Raw genomic sequence first — 19,528 nt, 5'->3', positions numbered from 1 at the left:
CGTGGCCGCGCGCAGGTTGGCGAGGACCAGGCGCGCGTCGTCGGTGAGGTACTCGCGGTAGGCGAGGGCGTGGGGGAAGGCCTTGCGGTCGAGGACCGGCTCCTCCTCGGATAGCGTCGAGCCGCTCCACGCCCGGTGCCCGTCCTTGCGCTCCACGGCGCCGAGGCGCTCGTAGGTGGTCACGGCCAGGCGCAGGCTGTAGAGCATGGTCCGCCCGGTCATCGGCATCACCATCCAGCGTGGCTCGGACAGGTGCGGGGCCAGGCGATAGATCTCCTTGCGCTCGAGGGCGGTCTTGCGGACCAGGTTGATCTCGCCGCGCTCGAGGTAGCGCAGGCCGCCGTGGATCAGCTTGGACGAGCGGCTGGAGGTGCCCGAGGCGAAGTCGGCGGCCTCGATCAGCGCGATCTTGAGGCCGCGGCGCGAGCCTTCGCGGGCGATGCCTGCGCCCGTGATCCCGCCGCCGATGACGACGAGATCGAAGTGCTCGCGCCCCATGGCCTCGAGGGTCGCGGCGCGGTCGAGGGTGGACAGCCGCGCGTCGCTCACCCGATCACCTCGGCGAGGTTCTCGAGCAAGAAGGCGTTCTCTTCCGGGAGCCCGACGGTCAGGCGGAAGTAGGGGTCGTAGTTTTGGCCGTTGGCCGGGTCGAAGCACTTGATGGCGATCTGCCGCCGGGCCATCTGGGCCTTGAGCTCCGAGCCCCGGCGCCCGTCGGTGAACCGACACAGGATGAAGTTCGCCTGAGAGGGGAAGGTCTGCACGCCGTGGAGGGGGTCGAGGCCGGCGTAGAGCTGCGCGCGGGCCTTGGCCGTCGCCTCGCGCACGAAGGGCAGGTGGTCCGGGTCCTCGAGGGCGGCCACGCCGAGCTGCTCTTGGAGGATGCCCAGGCGGTAGTTGGTCACCTGCCTCTCGAGATCGGCGACGAAGCTGGGCTTGGCCAGGAGGTAGCCGATGCGCACCGCGGCCAGGCCGTAGGCGAAGCTGAAGGTCCGCGAGACCATCAGGTTGGGGTAGCGCGGGACGAGGTTGGAGAAGTACTCGTGCTCGCCCGGGTCGACGTAGTGGACGTAGGCCTCGTCGATCCAAAAGCGCGACTCGGGGAAGCGCTCGATCAGCGGGATCATCTTCTCGCGGGTGGCGAGGATGTTGCCCGTGGGGTTGTTGGGGTTGACGATGTAGACGAGGCCGTCGCCGCGCTCGAGCCGACGCTCGATGCGGCTGACGTCGAGCTGGAAATTGTCGCCGGGGTCGAGGGGCAGCATGTCCACGTGCATGCCGCCCTCGGCCGCCTTCTTGGGCACCTTGGAGTAGGTGAAGCGCGGGGTGATGATCGGGAAGCCGGCGCGGCTGACCGCGTGCCGGAGGATCCGCTTGGGCGAGGCGAGCACGCGCTGCTTGAGCAGGTAGGGGATGGCGAGCTTGAGGATCGGCCCGGTCCCGTTGTGCAGGAAGATGTTGTCGGGGTCGACGCCGTCGATCCGCGCGATGACTTCGCGGAGCGGATCGTTGTTGGGGGACGAGTAGTTGCGCAGGTCCGTGCGCTGGGTGTAGCGCTTGAACACCTCGAAGCAGCGCTGCGGCGCGTAGGTGCCGTCGTTGAGGCCGAGGTTGAGGGGGAGCTTCACTCCCGCGGGGGGGGTCGCGCGGTCTTGCATCGGGCTGAACATGTCGGTCGTCGACACCTTGGGCGGCGTCATGAAAGCACTTTGCAGCGCGTCACTGAACCAGCGCACCCGCGCTCGCCAGTGAGCGCCATCAAAAGCGTTCGCCACGGTACGCAGGGGGGGGCTTGGAGAGCCTGGAGATCGCGGCCGTGAGCGCCTCGCGCCGGGCCCGGCGAGGCCGCCGCGTGCTCAGAACGCCGTGAAATGGGTTCGCGAGGCCAATTTGTGAACTCCCTACGCAGACGCGAGGGCGAGCCTGCGCTCGACCAAAAGGTCGAGCCCGTGAAGCGGGTGCTCCACGGGCTCGATGGGGACGGACGATGGACGATGAAGGACGCAGTGAAGTCGTTGGTTCAGGACACGCGCCGGCTCGTGGCGACGATCGCTTCGGCGTGTTCCATGCGGCGGAGGTCATCGAGGTCGCCGACCTGGACGACCTGACCGGCCGCGAGGGCCTGCTGGTGCTGCTCTCCTCGCTGTTCGAGGGCGTCGATGCCGGCCATGGTCAGCAGCGCTCCGGGGACGAAGGCGGCGAGCAAGGGCGCGTGCAGGACGAGCAGCAAGGGGACGATGAAGATGGCGAGGAGCCCCAGCTTGCCCGAGAAACGGGGCTTGCTTCGCTTGCCTCCGATGACGGGACGGCGGCGGGGACGGTAGGCTCCGGCTTGGCTCATGACGACCCCCAAGTTCGGTCGGCGATGGCTCGGGTCAAGGGGGGCGCGGAATTTTTTTCGAGCAGCCGAGGCCTACCCGCTCGGGGGGCGGATGCCAGGGAGGCGCCGCAAGAGCGCGCCTCGCTGTCGGGAATGCTGGCTATGCGGGATCGACGGCTGGGGCCGCGGGGCCGCGGGGCTCGCATTGCTGCTGGCTAGGGTCATAGCCACCCGCCTCGGAAATGCACGACGAAATTGCCATGTCAAAGAGTTGTCGACGCTCCTGGGTCCCCAGCTAGATCGAATGTGTAGCCCTCGCCGTTGGAGTGACCCATGCCCTCGCCTGCCAAAGAAACTGAAGCCGAGTTCGACGACCTTCTCGGGCAGCTCGTGAACGAGCTGGCCATGGCCCCCCCCGAGGACAACGCCGTCTCGCTCGTCCCGGAGCAACAAGAGCCTGCCCACAACGCGCGCATCACCTCGACCGAGGGTCTGGCGATTCAGGCCGCGGCGAAGGCCGAGGCCCGCGCCGAGACCCCGCCCCAGGGCAGCAACACCGTCGCCATCGTCGGCATCGTGACCGCGGCCCTCTCGGCCGTCGCCATCGCGGCGATGTTCGCCTTCCAGCCCGCTGGGGCCGCCGCGGGGGACCACCAGGCTGAGGGTCTGGCCGTCGCCACCGCGCAGCTCGACGAGGCGCGCGCGGAGAAGGCCGCCGCGGACAAGGCCGCAGCAGAAAAGGCCGCGGCAGAGAAGGCCGCGGCAGAGAAGGCCGCGGCAGAGAAGGCCGCCGCGGAGAAGGCCGCGGCAGAGAAGGCCGCCGCGGAGAAGGCCGCCGCCGAGGAGGCCGCCAAGGCCAAGAAGAAGCCGCGTCCGCGGCGGACCAAGCCCAAGACGACCAAGCCCAAGCCGACCAAGCCCGTCGGCTCCGACTTCGGCGACCTCTAGGTCCGACTCCAGAAACGAACAGGTACAGCGCACCGCGCCGTGCCTGTTCGTTTTTTGGTTCGGGCGGTGGTACACCCGCGCTCTCATGGGCCGCAGGGGTCGTCGACGCAAGCGCAGCTGGGAGCCGGAGACGGCGGTCATCGAAACGCTCGATCGCAAGGGCAGGGGGGTCGTCCCCGCCGGCGAGGACGGGCGGCCGCGCCAGGCCTTCGTGCACGCGACCTTGCCCGGGGAGCGGGTCCACTTCCAGCGCCGAGATCGAGAGGGGCCCTCGGACGTCGCGGGCGTGCTCGAGGTGCTGGAGTCCTCGCCGCTGCGGGTCGAGCCGCGCTGCGCTCACTACGGCGTGTGCGGGGGCTGCTCGCTGATGCACCTCGACCCCGACGAGCAGGTGGCGCTCAAGCAGCGCTGGCTAGCGAGCGACTTCGAGGGTCACGGCCTCGCCCCCGAGCGCTGGCTCGAGCCCCTGCGCGCCGAGCCCTGGGCCTACCGCCGGCGGGCGCGGCTCGGGGCCAAGTGGGTGGCGGGCAAGGACAAGGTCGTGGTCGGCTTTCGGGAGCAGGACAAGCGCTTCATCGCCAACCTCGAGGGCTGTGAGGTGCTGGCTGGTCGCCACGGCGGCGCGCTGATCCCCAAGCTCTCGGAGCTGATCGCGGGCCTGAGCCTGGCGACGAAGATCCCCCAGGTCGAGGTCTCCGTCGCCGATGACACCGATGGCGCGGTCACGGCCCTGGTCTTTCGGGTGCTCGAGCCGCCCACGGACGAGGACCGCGAGCGCTTGCGGGCCTTCGCCGCGGCCGAGGGCCTGCGCGTGTTCCTGCAGTCCAAGGGCCTGGACACCGTCGCCCTGTTCGCCGACGAGCGCGGCCAGACCGAGGGCGAGGGCTTTGAAGACGCGCGGGAGCTCAGCTACGCCCTGCCCGAGTTCGAGCTCGACCTGCGCTTTCGGCCCACGGACTTCGTGCAGGTCAACGCGGCCATCAACCGCTCGATGATCGCCCGGGCCGTCGAGCTGCTCGCCCTCGAGCCCGAGCACCGCGTGCTCGATCTCTTCTGCGGCCTGGGCAATTTCAGCCTGGCCCTGGCCCGGCGCGCAGGCGCGGTGTTCGGCGTCGAGGGGGACGCCGGCCTGGTCGCGCGGGCGGCCGCCAACGCCGAGCGCAACGGCCTGAGCAACGCGCGCTTCGAGGTCCGCGACCTCTACACCCAAGTCGGCGAGCTCGAGTGGCTCGGGGGCCAGCCCGTCGACCGCGTGCTCCTCGATCCGCCGCGCTCGGGAGCCCTGGCGATCGTCGAGCACATCGACCGCATCGCCTGGGCCGGCAAGCCCCGGCTGGTCTACGTCGCGTGCAGCCCCGAGACCCTCGCCCGCGACGCGGCGGTGCTGGTCGGGACCCACGGCTATCGGCTGAGCGCAGCGGGGGTCATGGACATGTTCCCGCACACCGCCCACGTCGAGTCCATCGCCCTGTTCGAGCGGGACTGAGCGCTGCTTTGCCCCCGCAGACGTCCCGAACCAGGAACGTGCGCTTCACTGCGCCGCGGCCACGCGGGCGGCCTCGGCCCCGAGGTCCCGGGCGAAGTCGTCGAAGGCGGGGCGGAAGTCCGGCAGCTTGGGCGCGATCATCCCCATCATCGAGCCCGTGAACACCTCCTTCATGGTGAACGCGGTCTGGCCGTCGCCGACGGGCTCGAGGGTGAAGGTCCGCTCGCCGCGGAAGGCCCGGCCCCCGTCAGACCAGACCATGCCCGCGTGCTCGCGGACCTCGCTGACGGCGAGCTCGAAGCTGCGGTCGGGGTCGGTCTTGGCGACGAGGCGGACGGTCTCGCCCTCGGCGACGGTGCCCTCGAAGGTGATCAGCGTCGAGTTCCATTCGGTGTAGCGCGAGCCGTCGGTGAGCACGGCCCACACGGCCTCGGGCGGGGCGTCGAGGGTCGCGCCGACGCGGACCTCGAGGTAGCGGGTGCCCTCGAGGGCGACGGCGGGGCTGTCGAGGGTGATGGCCTCACCGGCTTCGGCGGGAGCGGTCGAGGCGCACGCGGACGCACAGAGCAGCGCGGAGGCCAGGACGAGAGCGGAGAGGGCGGAGCGGAGCGGCTGGCGGCGGGTCACGAAGATTGTGTATCATTGATGTCTCGAGAGTATTAGAAGTCATTTCAAGATAACTCTCTTGCCAAATTGATATCAATGGATCCCCAGCTCGCCATCCTCAACGACGTCGTCGTGTTCACGGAGGTCGTCCGCCAGTCCAGCTTCACCCGGGCCGGGAAGGTCGTGGGCTTGCCCGCGTCGGCGGTCAGCCGCCGCGTCGCCCGGCTCGAGGCCGCGCTGGGCTTCAAGCTCTTGCACCGCACGACCCGCAGCGTCGGGCTGACCGACGCGGGCCGGGTCTACTACGAACGCACCGCCCACATCGCCCACGACGTCCTCGACGCGGCCCGAGCCGTGCAGGAGTACCTCGACACGCCCAAGGGCTTGCTGCGGGTGACGGCGCCCCCCGACGACGGCGGCGTGATCTGGGCGATGATCTCGGGCTTCGTCCGCGACCACCCCGAGGTCGAGCTCGAGATCATCCACACCCTCGAGTACGTCGACCTGATCGAGGCGGGCGTCGACGTGGCCCTGCGCGGCGGCTCACCCCCCGACTCGACGGCCCTCACGGCGCGGCGCCTCGTCGACTCGCGCTTCGTGCTCGTCGCCAGCCCGCGCTACCTCGAGCGCCGCGGGACCCCGACCCGCCCCGAGGAGCTCGCCGAGCACGACTGCGTGGCCATGGACACCTGGGTGCCCAACGCCTTCTCCTCGCTCATGGGCCCCGACGGCCCGGTGAGCGTCGACTTCCGCAACCGGGTGCGCAGCAACAGCCAGGAGACCGCGCGCAAGGCCGCCCTCGACGGCTTCGGCATCGCGCCCATGGTCGAGATGACCTGCTGGCGCCAGCTCGAGTCCGGTGCGCTGGTCGAGGTCTTGCCCGGGGCGCTGCCGTGGCCGGCGACCTTTTGGGCGGTCTATCCCGTGGCCCGCAGCAAGAGCGCGGCGACCCGAGCCTTCGTCGAGCACCTGGTCCGCAACGTGCCGGCGTTGACCGGGCCCGTGCCGGAGGGGGAGCCAGCTTGAGTCAGATCGACGACGTCCACCAGCCCTCGTCGCACACCTGCGTCGAGTTGGCGAGGGGGTGGCGGGCGCAGTCGAAGCGGGCCGCGTCGTCGGGGTCGTCGAGGCAAGCTTGGAAGTGCTCGGGCTCGTGGAGCTCGCCGAGCTGCGCGTCGTAGACCTCGCCGCCGAGGTCCTCCCTGTCCCAGCGCCGGTGGATCGCCGAGCCGTCCTCGCGGATGAACACGTAGCCTCTGTCGTAGGAGAAGCCGAAGTCGATGTCCTCGTCCCACTGGAGCAGCTTGGGGCTGCGATCGCGCAGGGCCTCGAGGGCGCAGACGAGGGCGTCGGGGTTGGTGAGCACGAAGCCCTCGTCGCCGCCCGTATCCGTCGCGCCGCCGTAGACCGAGCTCACCTGGATCGGCGGGCAGCTGTCCGCGGGGCAGGTCGGGAGCAGGGGATCCTCGAAGAACTCGGCGTCGTCGCCCTGGATCTCGATGCACTCGCAGATTTGTTCGGAGCCCGTCTCGGCGGTCGAGTCTGCCTCGGAGGTCGAGTCTGTCTCGGAGGTCGAGTCCATCTCCGTGCTCGACTCGGACTCAGACTCCCCAGACTCGGAGTCCGACTCATCGGACCCGTCACCTTCGGCGGGCGCTGAGGGCTCGGGGCAAGCGGTGAGCAGAGGAAGCACGAGGACAACGCGAGCGCGACGCATGCTCAATGTTTGGCCCCATCGAGGGCCGCCGCGCAGCGCTCGCTCGGCGCTCAGCCGATCGCGGCCAGGAGCATGGCCGTGAAGGGGTCGGGGCACTCGATCTGCGGGTAGTGCCCCGCGCCGGGGATCAGCTCCAGGGTCGCGCCGGGGATCTTCTCGACGACCATGGTCCGCATGAGCTCGGGCGAGAGCACCTGCTCGGCGGCGCCGCTGAGCACCGTCGTGGGCGTCTCGATGGCGCCGATGCGATCGCCAAAGTTGGCGTTGCGCCACGCGGCGAAGCCCCCGAGCAGCGACTCGATGCAGACCGAGGCCATGGACGCGACGAGGGCCTCGAGCAGCGCGGGCTCGGGGGTCATGGCGAGCATGGCTCCGATCAGCGTGGACGCGCCCTCGCGGTGGCCACACATGGACTCGAAGTAGGCGATGGTCGGCTCGTCGAGGGCCACGCCGGAGGCGGGCACGGGGGACACGAGGACGAGCTTGCGCAGGGCCTTGGGCCGCTCGAGCGCGACGGCTTGGGCGATGGCCCCGCCCTTGGAGTGACCGACGAGGGCCAGGTCGCTCAGCTCGAGCTCGTCGATGAGCGCGACGACGTCGCGGACGTCGTCCTCGAGGGTGTAGCCCTCGCGCGGCTTGGCGCTCCATCCGGTGCCGCGCAGGTCGGGCGCGAGCACGCGCCCAGCGGCCTCGGTCCAGCGGGCCAGGACCGGGTCCCAGACCGTGCCAGGCACGCCCCAGCCGTGTACGAGCAGCGTCGGCTTGCCCTCGCCCATTTCGCGCAGGTGCAGCGCGATCCCGTGTTCGAGCTCGATCCTCTTCGTCGTGATGCCCATCGCCGCGATGGTATCAGCCGCGTCGACGAGCGCGTCGCTGGGCCAGGGCGAGCAGCGCCGACGCGAGGGTCTGGTAGACGCCCACCTGGGCGAGCTGTTCACCCCGCGTGGCCAGCAATTGGGCGACCTGCGCGTTGACGCCCACGAGCACGACGCGCGCTCCGAGCATGCGGGCGGCCCGTGCCGTTCGCTCGAGGTGCTCGGGCAGGGTCTCGTCGACGTCGCTGATGCCCGTGATGTCGAGGATGACCGTATCCGCTGCGTGGGGGCCGATGCCCTCGAGCACGGTGTCGAGGATCTGCTCGGCGCGCTGCGGCGAGACGGCGCCGACGATCGGCAGCACGAGCACGCCGGGCAGCACCGGCAGCAGCGGCGCGGAGAACTGGCTCGCCAGGTGCTGGACCTCGTCGCGCAGCTGCATGTGCGCGCGGGCGAAGCCGTCGATGATCACGTCGCGGGCACCGTCGGTGATCCGGCGGTTGACCGCCGCCGCAGACAAGAGCGCGCGGGGCCCCTCGAGGCAGCGCATGGCCAGCTCGTTGAGCATGTCCTCGGTGATGTTGGCCAGGCGAAACAGCGAAGACGCCGGCAGGCCCTGGCGCGCGCGATCGTAGGCGACGGACTCGACCAGAGCGCCGAACAGGTTCAGATCCTTGCTCTCGAGGGCCTCGAGCACCTTGCCCATGCTCCGCGCCGTGTTCGGCCGCACCGCCTCGATGTCGAGGCGCTCGTAGCCCGGCAGCTCCATCGTCGCCCGAGCGGCCGCGTCGATGAAGTCATCCCCCTCGAGCCGCATCTGCCGAGCCAGCGCGATCCGAGCCTCCTCGACGGACTCTGCCGTGACCCCGAGCCGTGCGAATAGCGCGTCGATCAACCTGCCCCCTCGCTCATTCACGCGTCGCCAGGGTCGGCCCTTCGGCCAGCCCGATCAACCCCACCAACCCCAGCCGTACCCCACATCCAAGCCCCAATCAGCGCAACTTCGAGCACCGACACCCAGTCACCATACGTCCGGCCTGGCGCCCCCGAGATGAGCCCCGCACCCCGCCCTCCCACGACCGACCAGTCTCCCCCTCATCACAACGAAGGGCTCTCATCCCCGCCAGCTGACGCCCCCGCTAGCGGGGGCGACCACAGGCCAACTCGAAGGTACGAACCCCATTGCCCACCAAGCCAAAGCGGAGGAGCGGACAGCGACGAAGCGCCCCGGTCCGAGGCGCGTGTGGGGGGCATGACAGCAAACGCCCCCGCTAGCGGGGGCGACCACAGGCCAACTCGAAGGCACGAACCCCATTGCCCACCAAGCCAACGCGGAGGAGCGGACAGCGACGAAGCGCCCCGGGTCCGGAGCGCTCGTGGGGGCATAACGGCTAGTCCCGGACGACTTCGAGCTGGTAGCTGCCGCAGCTCTCGTCGTTTTGGAACCGGAACACCCGCACCGTCACCGTCGTCGGCCAGGGCACCATCTCGAGGTAGTCCAGCTGCTCCTCCGGCCCCGGGTCGAGGTCGTTGAAGCTCCACTCGGTCAGCGGCGGGGCGTTGGAGCCGAAGTCCGAGGCGAGGCCCTGGCCGTAGGCCTGGGCGCCGCAGTCTCGGTAAATCTCGAAGCGGTAGTCGTCGTTGTCGTTCTGGGCGAACTGGATGGTCGCGGTGCCGGCGAAGGGGCGGGCCATGCCGGGGTCGACGGGGAACTCGAAGCGGTACCAGTCTTCGTAGCCGCTGCCGAGGCCGTTGTCGGTCTGGTAGATGGTCCCGATCGGCATGTCGGCGATGCTCTCGCCGTTGGCCACGGCGCCGTAGTTGCCCGCGTCCTGCCCGCAGCTCTGACCGACGAGGGACTCGTCGGTGGCACACTCGCCGCCGCCGGTGGTGTCGTCGGCCGTCGTGTCATCGGCCGTCGTGTCATCGGCCGTCGTGTCATCGGCCGTCGTGTCATCGGCCGTCGTGTCATCGGCCGTCGTGTCATCGGCTGTCGTGCTCTCGGAGCCCATGGTGTCACCGGACTCGGAGCCGACCTCGTCGCCCATGGTGTCGCTGTCGCCCATGGTGGTCGAGGTGGTCGACATGTTGGTGGTGAAGTTCTGCCCGTCGTCTCCGCCGCCGTCGTTGTTGCAGGCCACGACGAGGGGAAGCGCGAGGGTGAGGCAGGGCAGGAATCGACGGGCGAGAGTCATCGGGGCGTCCAAAACAAGGATTTGGGCCATGCTAACACGACCACCGGCGGGTCCCGAAGGATGGGAACAGCGCTGCTTGCGCTGCTGGAGCCTGATTCAGCCCCGATTTGGCCCTGATTCAGCCTTGGTTCAGCTCCGAGACAATCTCGTAGCTGCGCAGGCGCGCGGCGGGGTCGTGGGTGATGCAGTTGATCACCAGCTCGTCGGTCTCGTAGCGCGAGGCGAGGCGGCTCAGGCCCTTGCGGACGCGCTCGGGGCCCCCTCGGATGCGCAGGGCTCGGGTCGCGTCGCGGAGCCGGATCTCGGCCGGGGTCCACGGGTGGGCCAGGGCCTCCTCGACGCTCGGGAAGGGCTCGCGCCGGCCTTGGCGGGTGCGCAGAAACCACAGCTCGGTGGAGCTGAGCAGGGCCTCGGCCTCGTCGTCGGTGTCCGCGGCGACGACGTAGGCGGCCACGGACACCCGCGGCTTCTCGAGCCACGGCGAGGGCCGAAAGTGCTCGCGGTACTCGTCGACGACGCTCATTCCGGTCGCGCCTCCGAGGAAGGCGGCGAAGCAAAAGCCCCAGCCCAGGCGGGCCGCGAGGGCGGCGCTCTTGCTGCCCGAGCCGAGCAACCAGGGTTGGGTGGCGCCGGGTTCGAGCTTGGACAGAGGTTGGGCGAACACGCCGGCGTGGGGGTGCGCTGGAGGGAAGCCCTCGGGGCCCGAGGCTGCCCCGTGGAGCAAGTCGCCGAGATCCTCGAGCTTGCGCGCGAAGAGATCCTGGTCCAGATCGGGGGGCGCCCCGTTGGGGCTCAGGGCGACCGAGGTGTGCCCGCTGCCTCCAGGGGCGCGGCCGATGCCCAGGTCGATGCGCCCGGGGAACAGGGCCTCGAGGGTCCGGATCTGCTCGGCGACCGCGAGGGCGCTGGCGTGCATGAGCATGATTCCCCCGGTGCCGACGCGGATCTTCGTGGTGAGCGACGCCACGCGACTGGCGAGCAGGAGGGGGCGGGTGCCGGCGAAGCTCCCCGCGCCGTGGTGCTCCGCGAGCCAGTAGCGCTCGTAGCCCCAGGCCTCGGTCTGCCGGGCGAGCGCGAGGGTCTCGGCGATGGCCGCGTGGGCGCTGCGTCCTGCCGCGACGGGGGACTGATCGAGCACGCCGAGGCGGAAGGGGGGGCCAAAACTGGACACGACGGCGAGGGTACTGCGGCCGACCCGGCCTGCAAGGGTGGCGGGGCGATTCCCAAACTCGGGCCCCACTCGGGCAGGACCCAGCAGATGGAGCCAGCTTCGACCGTGACCCCGCGCGACATGTTTCGCACCCTCGATCACACCCGCGCCGCGGCGAGATTGCGTATCCTTCGCCCCGTGAAGCTTCATTGCCTTTCCAAGAGTGCGGCCCTGCTCGTGGCCGCGGTGGCCCTGACCGCGAGCGGCACGGCCTCGGCCGCAGAGCTGTTCACCTACACGCCCGCCGCCGTCGATGACGCGGGCTGTGGTGGCGCGGGTTGTTGGTCCAACTACATCCGCGTCGCCGACCTCGACCAGGACGGGGCCCTCGACATCGTCGAGCCCAACTACTTCGGCTTCTTCTCCGAGGGCGGCCAGCAGCCCCTGCTGATCTTCTTCGGCGACGGCGAGGGGAACTTTACGAACGAGTCGTCCGCGGCCGTCGGTGACTTCGAGGGTCGCCTGCGCCAGGTCGCGGTCGCGGACATCACCGGCGACGGCTACCCCGACATCTACGCCCCCGACGGCTTCAACGGCTCGCAAAACGCGACCGACGTGCTGTTCATCAACCAGGGCGACGGCACCTTCATCGACGAGGCCGAGACTCGCCTGCCCGAGGGCGGCGGCGCGCCCGGCTCTGCCGGCGGCGTGCGCTTCGCGGACCTCGACGGCGACTGGGACCTCGACATCTTCGTGGCCGACGGCTACGGCCAGGGCTCGGTCGGGGACACCTACGTGCGCATCTTCCTCAACGACGGCACCGGCGTGTTCACCGAGGGCGGCACCATCCCCACGGGCGCCGAGGGCGTGGCCAACGACCCCGACGACGTCGACATCTTCGACGTCGACCGAGACTGGGACCTCGACGTGCTGATCAACATGCACGGCGGGCAGTCGCAGCTGTGGCTCAACGACGGCGCCGGCAACTTCACCGACGCCACGGACAACTTCACCTCCCAGCCCTCGAGCGGCTTCCACTACAACCCGGGCATCTGCGACGTCGACAACGACGGCGACCTGGACGTGTGGATCGACAACATGGCCTCGGGCTACCGCGAGCAGCTGTCGATCAACGACGGCACCGGCGTGTTCACCGACGAGACCAACGCCCGCGTCAACGGCAACATCTCGGGCGCCGACGACAACGGGGTGGCCTGCGCCGACGTCGACAACGACGGCGACTTCGACGCGGTGATCTTCAACCTGTTCGGCGGCGGCGGGGTCGAGCGCGTGCTGTTCAACGACGGCACCGGCAACTTCTCGGGCAGCCCCCAGGCCGACGAGTTCTCGACCACCAACGACGCCACGCTGTGGGGCGAGGCCGGCGACTTCGACGGCGACGGGCGCCTCGACTGGGTCACGGCCCAGGGCGAGCAGTCCGGGCCCCTGCGCGTCTACCTGGGCGCCGAGGTCAAGCCCGTCGACGAGCAGGCCCCGGAGATCACCCACGGCGAGGTCGTCGAGGGCGAGCAGGCCGAGGACTTCAGCCCCTGGCTGCGCTTCGCGGTCCGCGACGAGATCGTCAACGACAGCGGCCCGCTGCTCGACGCCGCGTGGATCTCGATCACCGTCGGCGGCGAGGAAGAGACCACCGAGGCCTGGTTCCTGGGCGGCGACCTGTTCGTCGGTCAGATCCCCGCCCAGGCGGCCGGCGCCGAGGTGACCTACGCCTTCTGCGCCCGCGACCGCGCCGGCAACGAGGGCTGCGGCGAGGACATCGTCTACACCATCGAGGGCGGCGCCGCGGAGACCACGGGCGAGGAGACCACGGGCGAGGAGACCACGACCGAGGGCGGCTCGGAGAGCGGCACCGACACCAGCGAGGAGAGCGAGAGCGACACCGCGGCGGACGAGGTCGGGACCGAGGACACCGGCGGCGACGCCATGGCCGACGAGGGCGGCGATGCAGGCTGCGCTTGCTCGACGGACTCGGACAGCCCCGCGCAGGGCGGCGTCTTGGGTCTGCTGGGTCTGCTCGGCCTGGGCCTGCTCCGTCGCCGCCGCGACTGAGCACGACTGCCGCGCGCGAGCGCGAATTCGAAGGGACGGGACGCAGCGCGCGTCCCGTCTCTTTTTGTAAAAACCAGGGATGGCGAAGAGGAGCGGGAGCTGACCCGGGTCGAGCTGCCGCGGCGGATCATGGCCCTGGGCCTCGTCGGGACCCGGCTCGTCGGCGCCGACGAGGCCGGCAACCGCTTCGTCCTCGACGTCGACTGGGCGTGGCTGCGCTGAGAAGGCCGTGGAGTCGTGGACGACGCCACGCCCTCCCTGCCCCACGTCCACGACTCAGAGGGTCGGCCAAAACGAGTCCTGGCCGCCCCTCTGTCGATTTTAGCCGTCGTGGACGACGCCACGCCCTCCCTGCCCCACGTCCACGACTCAGGGGGTCGGCCAAAACGAGTCCTGGCCGCCCCTCTGTCGATTTTAGCCGTCGTGGACGACGCCACGCCCTCCCTGCCCCACGTCCACGACTCAGGGACTGTCAACGAATCCACGCCCCCGCGAGCGGGGGCGACCACGAGCCTTCTCCAAGGCACGAACCTCATTGCCCACCAAGCCAAAGAGGTGGAGCGGAGCGACGAAGTGTCCCCGGTCCCAGGCAGCTGTGGGGGCAAAACAGAGCTCAGCGCGGCGCTTCGATGAACTCCATCCCCTGAGCGCGCAGCACCGTCTTGCCCTCCCGGCTCTCGACGACGACCGCCCCGCCCGAGCGGCGCCCGTGCCCCGCGACGGTGGCGAGGGCGTCGCTGTGGACCTCCAGCACGAAGGGGAGCGGGTGTTTTTGGCCCTTGGCGTAGGCGTCGACGCGGACCCCCGCGTCCTCGACATGGAGCTCGACGCGCTCGATCTGCTCCGCCGCGGGGCCGACGGGCAGGTAGGTCCCGGCGCGCCCGCGCCAGACCTCGGTGATCGGGCCGGGCTCGTAGCGGCGGGCGAACACCCACGCGCCGTGAGGCCCCCGGGCGACGAGCACCTCGTCGCCGTCGAGGACCTCGTGGCTGACGCGGTGGCCGGGGAAGAGCTGGCCGACGGGCATGCCGAAGAGCCGCCCCTGGAGGTCGAAGGTCCCGTCGTCGCGGGGGATCAGCCGCAGGCTCTGGCGCCCGCGCAGCTTGGCGTGGAGCTGCCCGCGGCGGCGCTCGAAGTGCAGGTGCGTGGTCCCGTCGGAGTAGTCGTGGGCGGCGATCGCGTCGAGGCGCTCGGGCGTGAGCTCGACGCTCGGGGGCGGCGGGACGGGGTCGACGGCGTCGAGCTCCGCGAGCAGGTCGAGGTCGGCTTCGACGGCGACGGCCAGGGCGAGGGCCTCGTCGGCGATGGTCACGACCGCGGGGCTGCGCTGGTTGCCGAGCACGACCACGCCGACTCGGTGGTCGAGGGACACGCGCAGGTCGGAGAAGAAGCCCCCGGTCGCGCCGTTGTGGTGGACGATGTCGCCGCTCGCCTCGCTGCCCGGGCGGATGAACCAGCCGAGCCCGATCTGCGTACCCAGGTCGATGGCCGCGTCGGCGTTTTGGGCCCGCAGCATCTCGTCGACGCTGGCCTCCGCCAGCAAGCGCGTGCCCTCGACCTCGCCGCGGCCGTTGACCCACTTGACGAGCTGGGCGAGCTGCGTGGCCGTGGCGCGGATCGAGCCGCAGGGTTTGTAGGTGATGGGCGTGGCCGCGCTCCCGCCCGCGTCGTAGCCCGTGGCGAGCGCGGCCCGCTGCGCGTCGGTCAGCCGGATCGACGCCCCGCCCATGCCCAGGGGCGCGAGCACCTCCGCCTCGAGGTGCTCGCCGTAGTCGCGCTCGACGGTGCGCTCGACGACCAGCGCGGCCAGGTCCGCGCCGACGTTGGAGTAGACCGCCGCGTGGCCGGGGGGCTGGGTCAGCCACTCGTCCCGGAGCAGCTCGGGCAGCACCGCGGGGGTGTAGTTCGGGTCCTCGAGCACGGCCAGGTCCGAGGGGATGCCGGCGCGGTGGCTCAGGAGCTGGCGCAGGGTCGGGGCCGAGGTGTCCTCGAAGCGCGACTGGATCTCGAACTCCGGGAGGTATTGGTCGATGGGCGCGTCGAGGTCGAGGGCGCCGGCCTCGACGAGCTGCATGACCGCCAGGCCGATGAAGGGCTTGGAGATGGATCCGATCTCGTAGACGGTCTCCGGGCTCGCGGCCAACTCCCCCTCGCGGCGAGCGAGGCCGAAGGTCTCGGCGTAGACGATCTCCTGGCCGTGGACCACGGCGACGCTGATGCTGCTCGCGCCGTGCTCCTCCATGCGCGCGGGGATGGCCTCGCTCAGGCGCTCGCCGAGCTGGGCGTAGTCCGTGGGCAGGGGCTGGGCGAGGGCGGGGGCGTCGGTCTGGGTCTCGGCGGTCTGGCCCGCGCAGCCGAGGGCGAGGGACAGGGCCAGAGCCAGGGCCATGTTCAGTGCGATGGTGGCGATGCGTCGCATGCCCATGGTTGTCGGCGCGGCGCCCTGATCCCTACAGCTACTGAGACACGGGCTCGAAGCCAGGATCGTCGCCGAGCCACGCGGGGTCGAGGCGCCCGGACGCGAGGGCGTTGTCGAGGAACTCGAAGTGCGCCGTGGCCCAGCGGAAGGGGCTGTGGCGCGGGGACGCGTAGCGGATCCCCGCGGTGTCGAACAGGGCGTGGCCGAGGGCCGAGCGCTCCTCGACGAGCGCGCGTTGGGCCTCGCTCGCGTAGGTCGCCCGCCAGCTCCGGGTCGGGCTCCCGAAGTTGAGGTAGCACCCGCTGCCCAGCCAATCGATGCGGTAGCTGGCGAAGCTGTCGTCCCGCGAGCGGACCTGGTTTTCGGGCGGCCTGTCCCAGCCGCGGCAGTTCGGGGGCCGAAAGCGCGTCGGGGTGAGGGTCTCGTGGCCAGGCTCGGTCCCGCGCAGGTCGTAGAGGAGCACGGCGTAGCCCCCGTGATCGGCGACGGCGAGGGTGCGCTCGAGGGTCGTGCCCCGGCGCCCGAACAGGGCCTGGGCCTGGGCCTCGATCTGCGCCGGGGTCCGCTGATCGACCTCGAACTCGAAGCCGGCGAGCCACGGGGCGTGGGCGTGGGGGGTGTCGCTGACGATCAGCACGTGGTTGAGCTGGAGCGGCTCGCCGAGCACGCGGGCGGACCAGTCGGTGGGCGGGAAGGCGCTGACCAGGGCCGTGCCGAGGCTGGCGACCAGGACCACGGACAGCGCGATGACCTGGGTCCAGTTGCGCTCGAGCTCGAGGGTGTCGCCAACCAAGGACAGCTCGAGGTCCTCGGCGAACTCCCCGAGGGCGCGCAGCTCGTCGCTGAGTCCCAGGCTGCGGCGCCCGGCGAGCACGGCCGCGGCCAGCGAGGGCAGGGCGCACAGCAGCCACGGCAGGTGGCTCGACAGGGCCATGGACGCGACGGGGATCAAGAACGACCACGCGCCCGCGGAGCCGGCCAGGACGGTGGCTAGGATCATCGCCGCGAAGGTCAGGCGCCAGTGCGCTCGGGCCCGCCGCAGCACGCGGGCCCGGGTGCGCAGGTGGGCCTGGATGTCGAGGGCCTCGGCGCGCTCGAGGATCCGCCCTCGCCTCCACTGCGCGCCGACGATGGCCAACCAGGTGAGCACGAGCAGCGCGGCGGCGAGGGGCACCGCCGGGAACACGGTGTCCTCGAGGGTCGCGCCCGCGAGCGGCAGGGCGACCAGGCTGGCGAGGCCGAGGGCTCGTAGGCCCTCGCGGCGGCTCCGGTGCGTCGCCAGGCCGTCCGCCTGGGTCGCGGGCGGGAGCTCGGCTGCGGGCGGGAGCTCGGCCGGGTCGGCGTCGTAGAGGTCCACGACCTCGGCCCACCATTGAGGGTCTGGGGCGTCGGAGTGGGGCTCGCTCATGATGGTGCTCCCAGGCGCTCGCGCAGTGTCTTGCGGGCCCGCGTCAGGCGGACGGACACGTTGGTCTCGGTGATGCCCACGACCGCCGCGATCTCGGCGTAGGACAGGCCTTCGAGGTGGAGGGTGAGGACCTGGCGCGAGCCCAGGGGCAGCTCGGCGATGGCGTGGAGGAGGCGCTGGCGCTCGGCCTCGCGGGCCAGCACGCGCTCGGCCGAGGGGGCGGTGTCGACGGCCTCGGCAGCCTCGACGGTGGTCGTGCGTCGGCGTCGTCGCAGGTGGCTGATGGCGCAGTTGTGGGCGATGCGGTAGGCGAAGGTTCGCAGCGAGGCCTCGCCGCGGTAGCTCGGCAGCGCGCGCCAGATCGCCAGGGTGATCTCTTGTTGGAGGTCCTCGCGCTCGCTCGCGCTCCGGCTGTAGTGGGCGGCCACGCGCGCCAGCCCGCGGCCCCAGCTCTCGGCGATCTCGGTGTAGCGGGCCGACCGCAGCGCCACCGCCGAGCGCGACTCCCGATCGCCTCCGGCCACGGCCGCGAGGGCGGTCGTGTCGGCGCGCTCAGAGCTGTCGGAGCGGGTGTTCACGGAGAGGCGGGCGGAGGCGGAGCCGAAGGCGAGGTCCCGGGACTCCATCCTGCCCGAGGTTGTCGCCGGCCCGGACCGATCCCTACACGCTCCGGCAAAAAAGTTTGCTCAGACCCTGAAAACCGCCGCGTAGAGCCCGTTGGACGGTGTCCGCGGGCTCTGCCATCATCGCGCCTGCGTGACCACTCGAGCGACGAGCGACTGCGTGCTGGCCATCGATCTGGGCACCTCCGGGCCGAAGGTCGCGGTGGTCAGCGTCGAGGCCGAGGTCCTCGGCTGGCGGACCGAGCGGACGGCCCTGCACCTGAGCGAGGGCGGCGGCGCCGAGCAGGACCCCGAGGACTGGTGGCGGGCGATCTGCGCGGCCTCCCGGGCGGTGCTCGAGGCCACGGGCCTCTCGGGGGGGCGCAGCGCCGACGGCAAGGCGCGCATCGTCGCCGTCTCGGTCACGGCCCAGTGGGCGGGAACCGTCGCCGTGGACGGGGAGGGCAAGGCCCTGCGCCCGGCGATCACCTGGATGGACTCGAGGGGGGCGCGCTACATGGACGCGCACTGCGGCGGGGCCTTGCGCGTCGAGGGCTACGGCGTCAGCAAGCTCGTCCGCTGGATCCGGCGCACCGGCGGGGCGCCGAGCCTGGTCGGCAAGGAGCCCACGGCGCACCTTCTGTGGCTGCGCCACAACGAGCCCGAGGTGTTCGCGGCCGCGGCCCACTTCCTCGAGCCCAAGGACTGGATCAACCGCCGGCTGACCGGGCGGGCCACGGCGACGACGGACTCGATCTGCCTGCACTGGATCACCGACAACCGCGACATCGGGGCGATCGCCTACGACGACGCGCTGGTCGAGCAGCTCGGCGTGCCGCGGGCCAAGCTGCCCGAGCTCGTCGCGGCCACCGAGGTGATCGCGGAGCTGACTGCTGGCGCGGCCGAGGACCTGGGCCTGGCCCCCTTGGTGACCGGCGGTGCGGCCGTGCAGGTCATGGGCGGCACGCCCGACGTGCACTCGGCGGCCGTGGGCTCCGGGGCCGTGGGTGACGGCGAGCTGCACCTCTACTTCGGGACCAGCTCGTGGCTCAGCGGGCACACCCGGGCCAAAAAGATCGATCTCTTTCACAACATCGCCTCGCTGCCCTCGGCGCTCCCGGGTCGCTACCTCATCGGCGACTCCCAGGAGACGGCCGGGGCCTGCTTCGAGCACCTGCGGGACCACCTGCTGTTCCCCGACGACGGCCTGAGCGGGCCGCCGCCCGAGGACTTCTTCGAGCGCGCCGAGGCCCTGGCGTCCGCGGCCCCGGCGGGCTCGCGCGGGCTCATCTACACGCCCTGGCTCTACGGCGAGCGCTGCCCGACGCCGGACCACACCATCCGCGCGGGCTTTCACAACCTGTCCCTGGCGAGCACCCGAGGCGAGCTGCTGCGCTCGGTCTACGAGGGCGTGGCCTTCAACACCCGCTGGCTCCTGCAGTACGTCGAGAAGTTCGTCGGCCGCCCCGCGCCGAGCATTCGCTTCATCGGCGGCGGCGCGAGCTCGGCCCTGTGGTCGCAGATCCTCGCCGACGTGCTCGACCGGCCCATCGAGCAGGTCGCCCAGCCGCGGGCTTGCAACGCCCGCGGGGCCGCGCTGCTGGCCTCTTTGGGCCTGGGCTACCTGAAGGTCGAGGACATCCCCGCGCGCGTCCGGGTGGCCCGGCGCTACGAGCCGCGGGCCGACGCCCGCGAGGTCTACGACGCCAACTTCGCGGCCTTCCTCGACATCTACGCCAAGAACAAGGCGATCCACCGCCGCCTCAACGGGGCGCGCCCCGGCTCGAGCTAA

At 71.1% G+C, this 19,528-nt stretch carries 17 protein-coding genes; 5 read left to right on the top strand and 12 right to left on the bottom strand.

From position 1 onward, the window contains the following. The 3 genes from PPSIR1_RS30535 to PPSIR1_RS30525 all read right to left on the bottom strand — a co-directional run. Positions 1 to 549: FAD-dependent oxidoreductase (locus tag PPSIR1_RS30535; RefSeq protein ID WP_006975089.1), on the bottom strand; the 549-nt coding region annotated here is incomplete at its 3' end. After that, positions 546 to 1,700, bottom strand: coding sequence for a pyridoxal phosphate-dependent aminotransferase (locus tag PPSIR1_RS30530; protein WP_006975088.1), 1,155 nt, complete (start codon positions 1,698 to 1,700; stop codon positions 546 to 548). The genes PPSIR1_RS30530 and PPSIR1_RS30535, both read right to left, overlap by 4 nt. Before the next feature lie 320 nt (positions 1,701 to 2,020). Continuing rightward, complete coding sequence (locus PPSIR1_RS30525; protein ID WP_045117076.1) at positions 2,021 to 2,341, bottom strand: hypothetical protein; 321 nt, start codon at positions 2,339 to 2,341, stop codon at positions 2,021 to 2,023. A 312-nt stretch (positions 2,342 to 2,653) separates the two neighbouring features. Here PPSIR1_RS30525 and PPSIR1_RS30520 point away from each other — a divergent pair, with 312 nt between their 5' ends. Next, positions 2,654 to 3,268, top strand: a complete 615-nt coding sequence (locus PPSIR1_RS30520) for a hypothetical protein (protein ID WP_006975086.1) — start codon at positions 2,654 to 2,656, stop codon at positions 3,266 to 3,268. Between the two features lie 85 nt (positions 3,269 to 3,353). Then, entirely contained in the window at positions 3,354 to 4,754 is a 1,401-nt protein-coding gene (rlmD, locus tag PPSIR1_RS30515; protein ID WP_006975085.1) for a 23S rRNA (uracil(1939)-C(5))-methyltransferase RlmD, read from the top strand. A 45-nt stretch (positions 4,755 to 4,799) separates the two neighbouring features. On the opposite strand, the gene PPSIR1_RS30510 is transcribed toward rlmD, so the two are convergent. Further along, the gene (locus PPSIR1_RS30510; protein WP_006975084.1) at positions 4,800 to 5,381 is read right to left on the bottom strand and encodes an SRPBCC family protein; all 582 of its coding nucleotides are present in this window, start codon (positions 5,379 to 5,381) and stop codon (positions 4,800 to 4,802) included. Positions 5,382 to 5,456: 75 nt separating this feature from the next. Between PPSIR1_RS30510 and PPSIR1_RS30505 the strand changes: the two genes are divergently transcribed. Then, the gene (locus PPSIR1_RS30505; RefSeq protein WP_006975083.1) at positions 5,457 to 6,386 is read left to right on the top strand and encodes a LysR family transcriptional regulator; all 930 of its coding nucleotides are present in this window, start codon (positions 5,457 to 5,459) and stop codon (positions 6,384 to 6,386) included. 1 nt (position 6,387) lies between these two features. Here the strand turns inward: PPSIR1_RS30505 and PPSIR1_RS30500 are convergent, their stop codons facing one another. The 5 genes from PPSIR1_RS30500 to PPSIR1_RS30480 form a co-directional block, all read right to left on the bottom strand. Further along, positions 6,388 to 7,053: a hypothetical protein gene (locus PPSIR1_RS30500; protein WP_157596130.1), complete on the bottom strand. Its 666-nt coding sequence runs from the start codon at positions 7,051 to 7,053 to the stop codon at positions 6,388 to 6,390. A gap of 74 nt (positions 7,054 to 7,127) precedes the next feature. After that, positions 7,128 to 7,913, bottom strand: coding sequence for an alpha/beta fold hydrolase (locus tag PPSIR1_RS30495; protein ID WP_006975081.1), 786 nt, complete (start codon positions 7,911 to 7,913; stop codon positions 7,128 to 7,130). Between the two features lie 13 nt (positions 7,914 to 7,926). Further along, positions 7,927 to 8,787 carry an STAS domain-containing protein gene (locus PPSIR1_RS30490; RefSeq protein ID WP_006975080.1) on the bottom strand — a complete coding sequence of 287 codons (861 nt, stop codon included), beginning with the start codon at positions 8,785 to 8,787 and terminating at the stop codon, positions 7,927 to 7,929. Between the two features lie 496 nt (positions 8,788 to 9,283). Then, the gene (locus tag PPSIR1_RS44310) at positions 9,284 to 10,087 is read right to left on the bottom strand and encodes a hypothetical protein (protein WP_053335457.1); all 804 of its coding nucleotides are present in this window, start codon (positions 10,085 to 10,087) and stop codon (positions 9,284 to 9,286) included. Between the two features lie 118 nt (positions 10,088 to 10,205). Then, on the bottom strand, positions 10,206 to 11,258 hold the full coding sequence (locus tag PPSIR1_RS30480; protein ID WP_045117075.1) for an LLM class flavin-dependent oxidoreductase: 1,053 nt from the start codon (positions 11,256 to 11,258) through the stop codon (positions 10,206 to 10,208). Positions 11,259 to 11,435: 177 nt separating this feature from the next. On the opposite strand from PPSIR1_RS30480, the gene PPSIR1_RS30475 reads away from it, so the two are divergent. Beyond that, positions 11,436 to 13,307: an FG-GAP repeat domain-containing protein gene (locus PPSIR1_RS30475; protein WP_198154650.1), complete on the top strand. Its 1,872-nt coding sequence runs from the start codon at positions 11,436 to 11,438 to the stop codon at positions 13,305 to 13,307. A gap of 613 nt (positions 13,308 to 13,920) precedes the next feature. Here PPSIR1_RS30475 and PPSIR1_RS30470 read toward each other — a convergent pair. The 3 genes from PPSIR1_RS30470 to PPSIR1_RS30460 are packed head-to-tail and all read right to left on the bottom strand — an operon-like array spanning position 13,921 to position 17,760. After that, a complete protein-coding gene (locus tag PPSIR1_RS30470; protein WP_198154649.1) occupies positions 13,921 to 15,726 on the bottom strand; it encodes a serine hydrolase domain-containing protein in 1,806 nt (601 codons plus the stop codon). A gap of 37 nt (positions 15,727 to 15,763) precedes the next feature. Next, positions 15,764 to 17,134, bottom strand: coding sequence for a hypothetical protein (locus tag PPSIR1_RS30465; RefSeq protein ID WP_006975074.1), 1,371 nt, complete (start codon positions 17,132 to 17,134; stop codon positions 15,764 to 15,766). Then, complete coding sequence (locus tag PPSIR1_RS30460) at positions 17,131 to 17,760, bottom strand: RNA polymerase sigma factor (protein WP_006975073.1); 630 nt, start codon at positions 17,758 to 17,760, stop codon at positions 17,131 to 17,133. Before PPSIR1_RS30460 ends, PPSIR1_RS30465 begins: the two co-directional genes overlap by 4 nt. A 130-nt stretch (positions 17,761 to 17,890) precedes the next feature. Between PPSIR1_RS30460 and PPSIR1_RS30455 the strand changes: the two genes are divergently transcribed. Continuing rightward, entirely contained in the window at positions 17,891 to 19,528 is a 1,638-nt protein-coding gene (locus tag PPSIR1_RS30455; protein ID WP_045117074.1) for a xylulokinase, read from the top strand.

Source organism: Plesiocystis pacifica SIR-1 (assembly GCF_000170895.1).
GTDB lineage: Bacteria > Myxococcota_A > Polyangia > Nannocystales > Nannocystaceae > Plesiocystis > Plesiocystis pacifica.
Note: the sequence above shows the minus strand (reverse complement) of the source record. Positions and strands in the feature narration are given on the sequence as shown.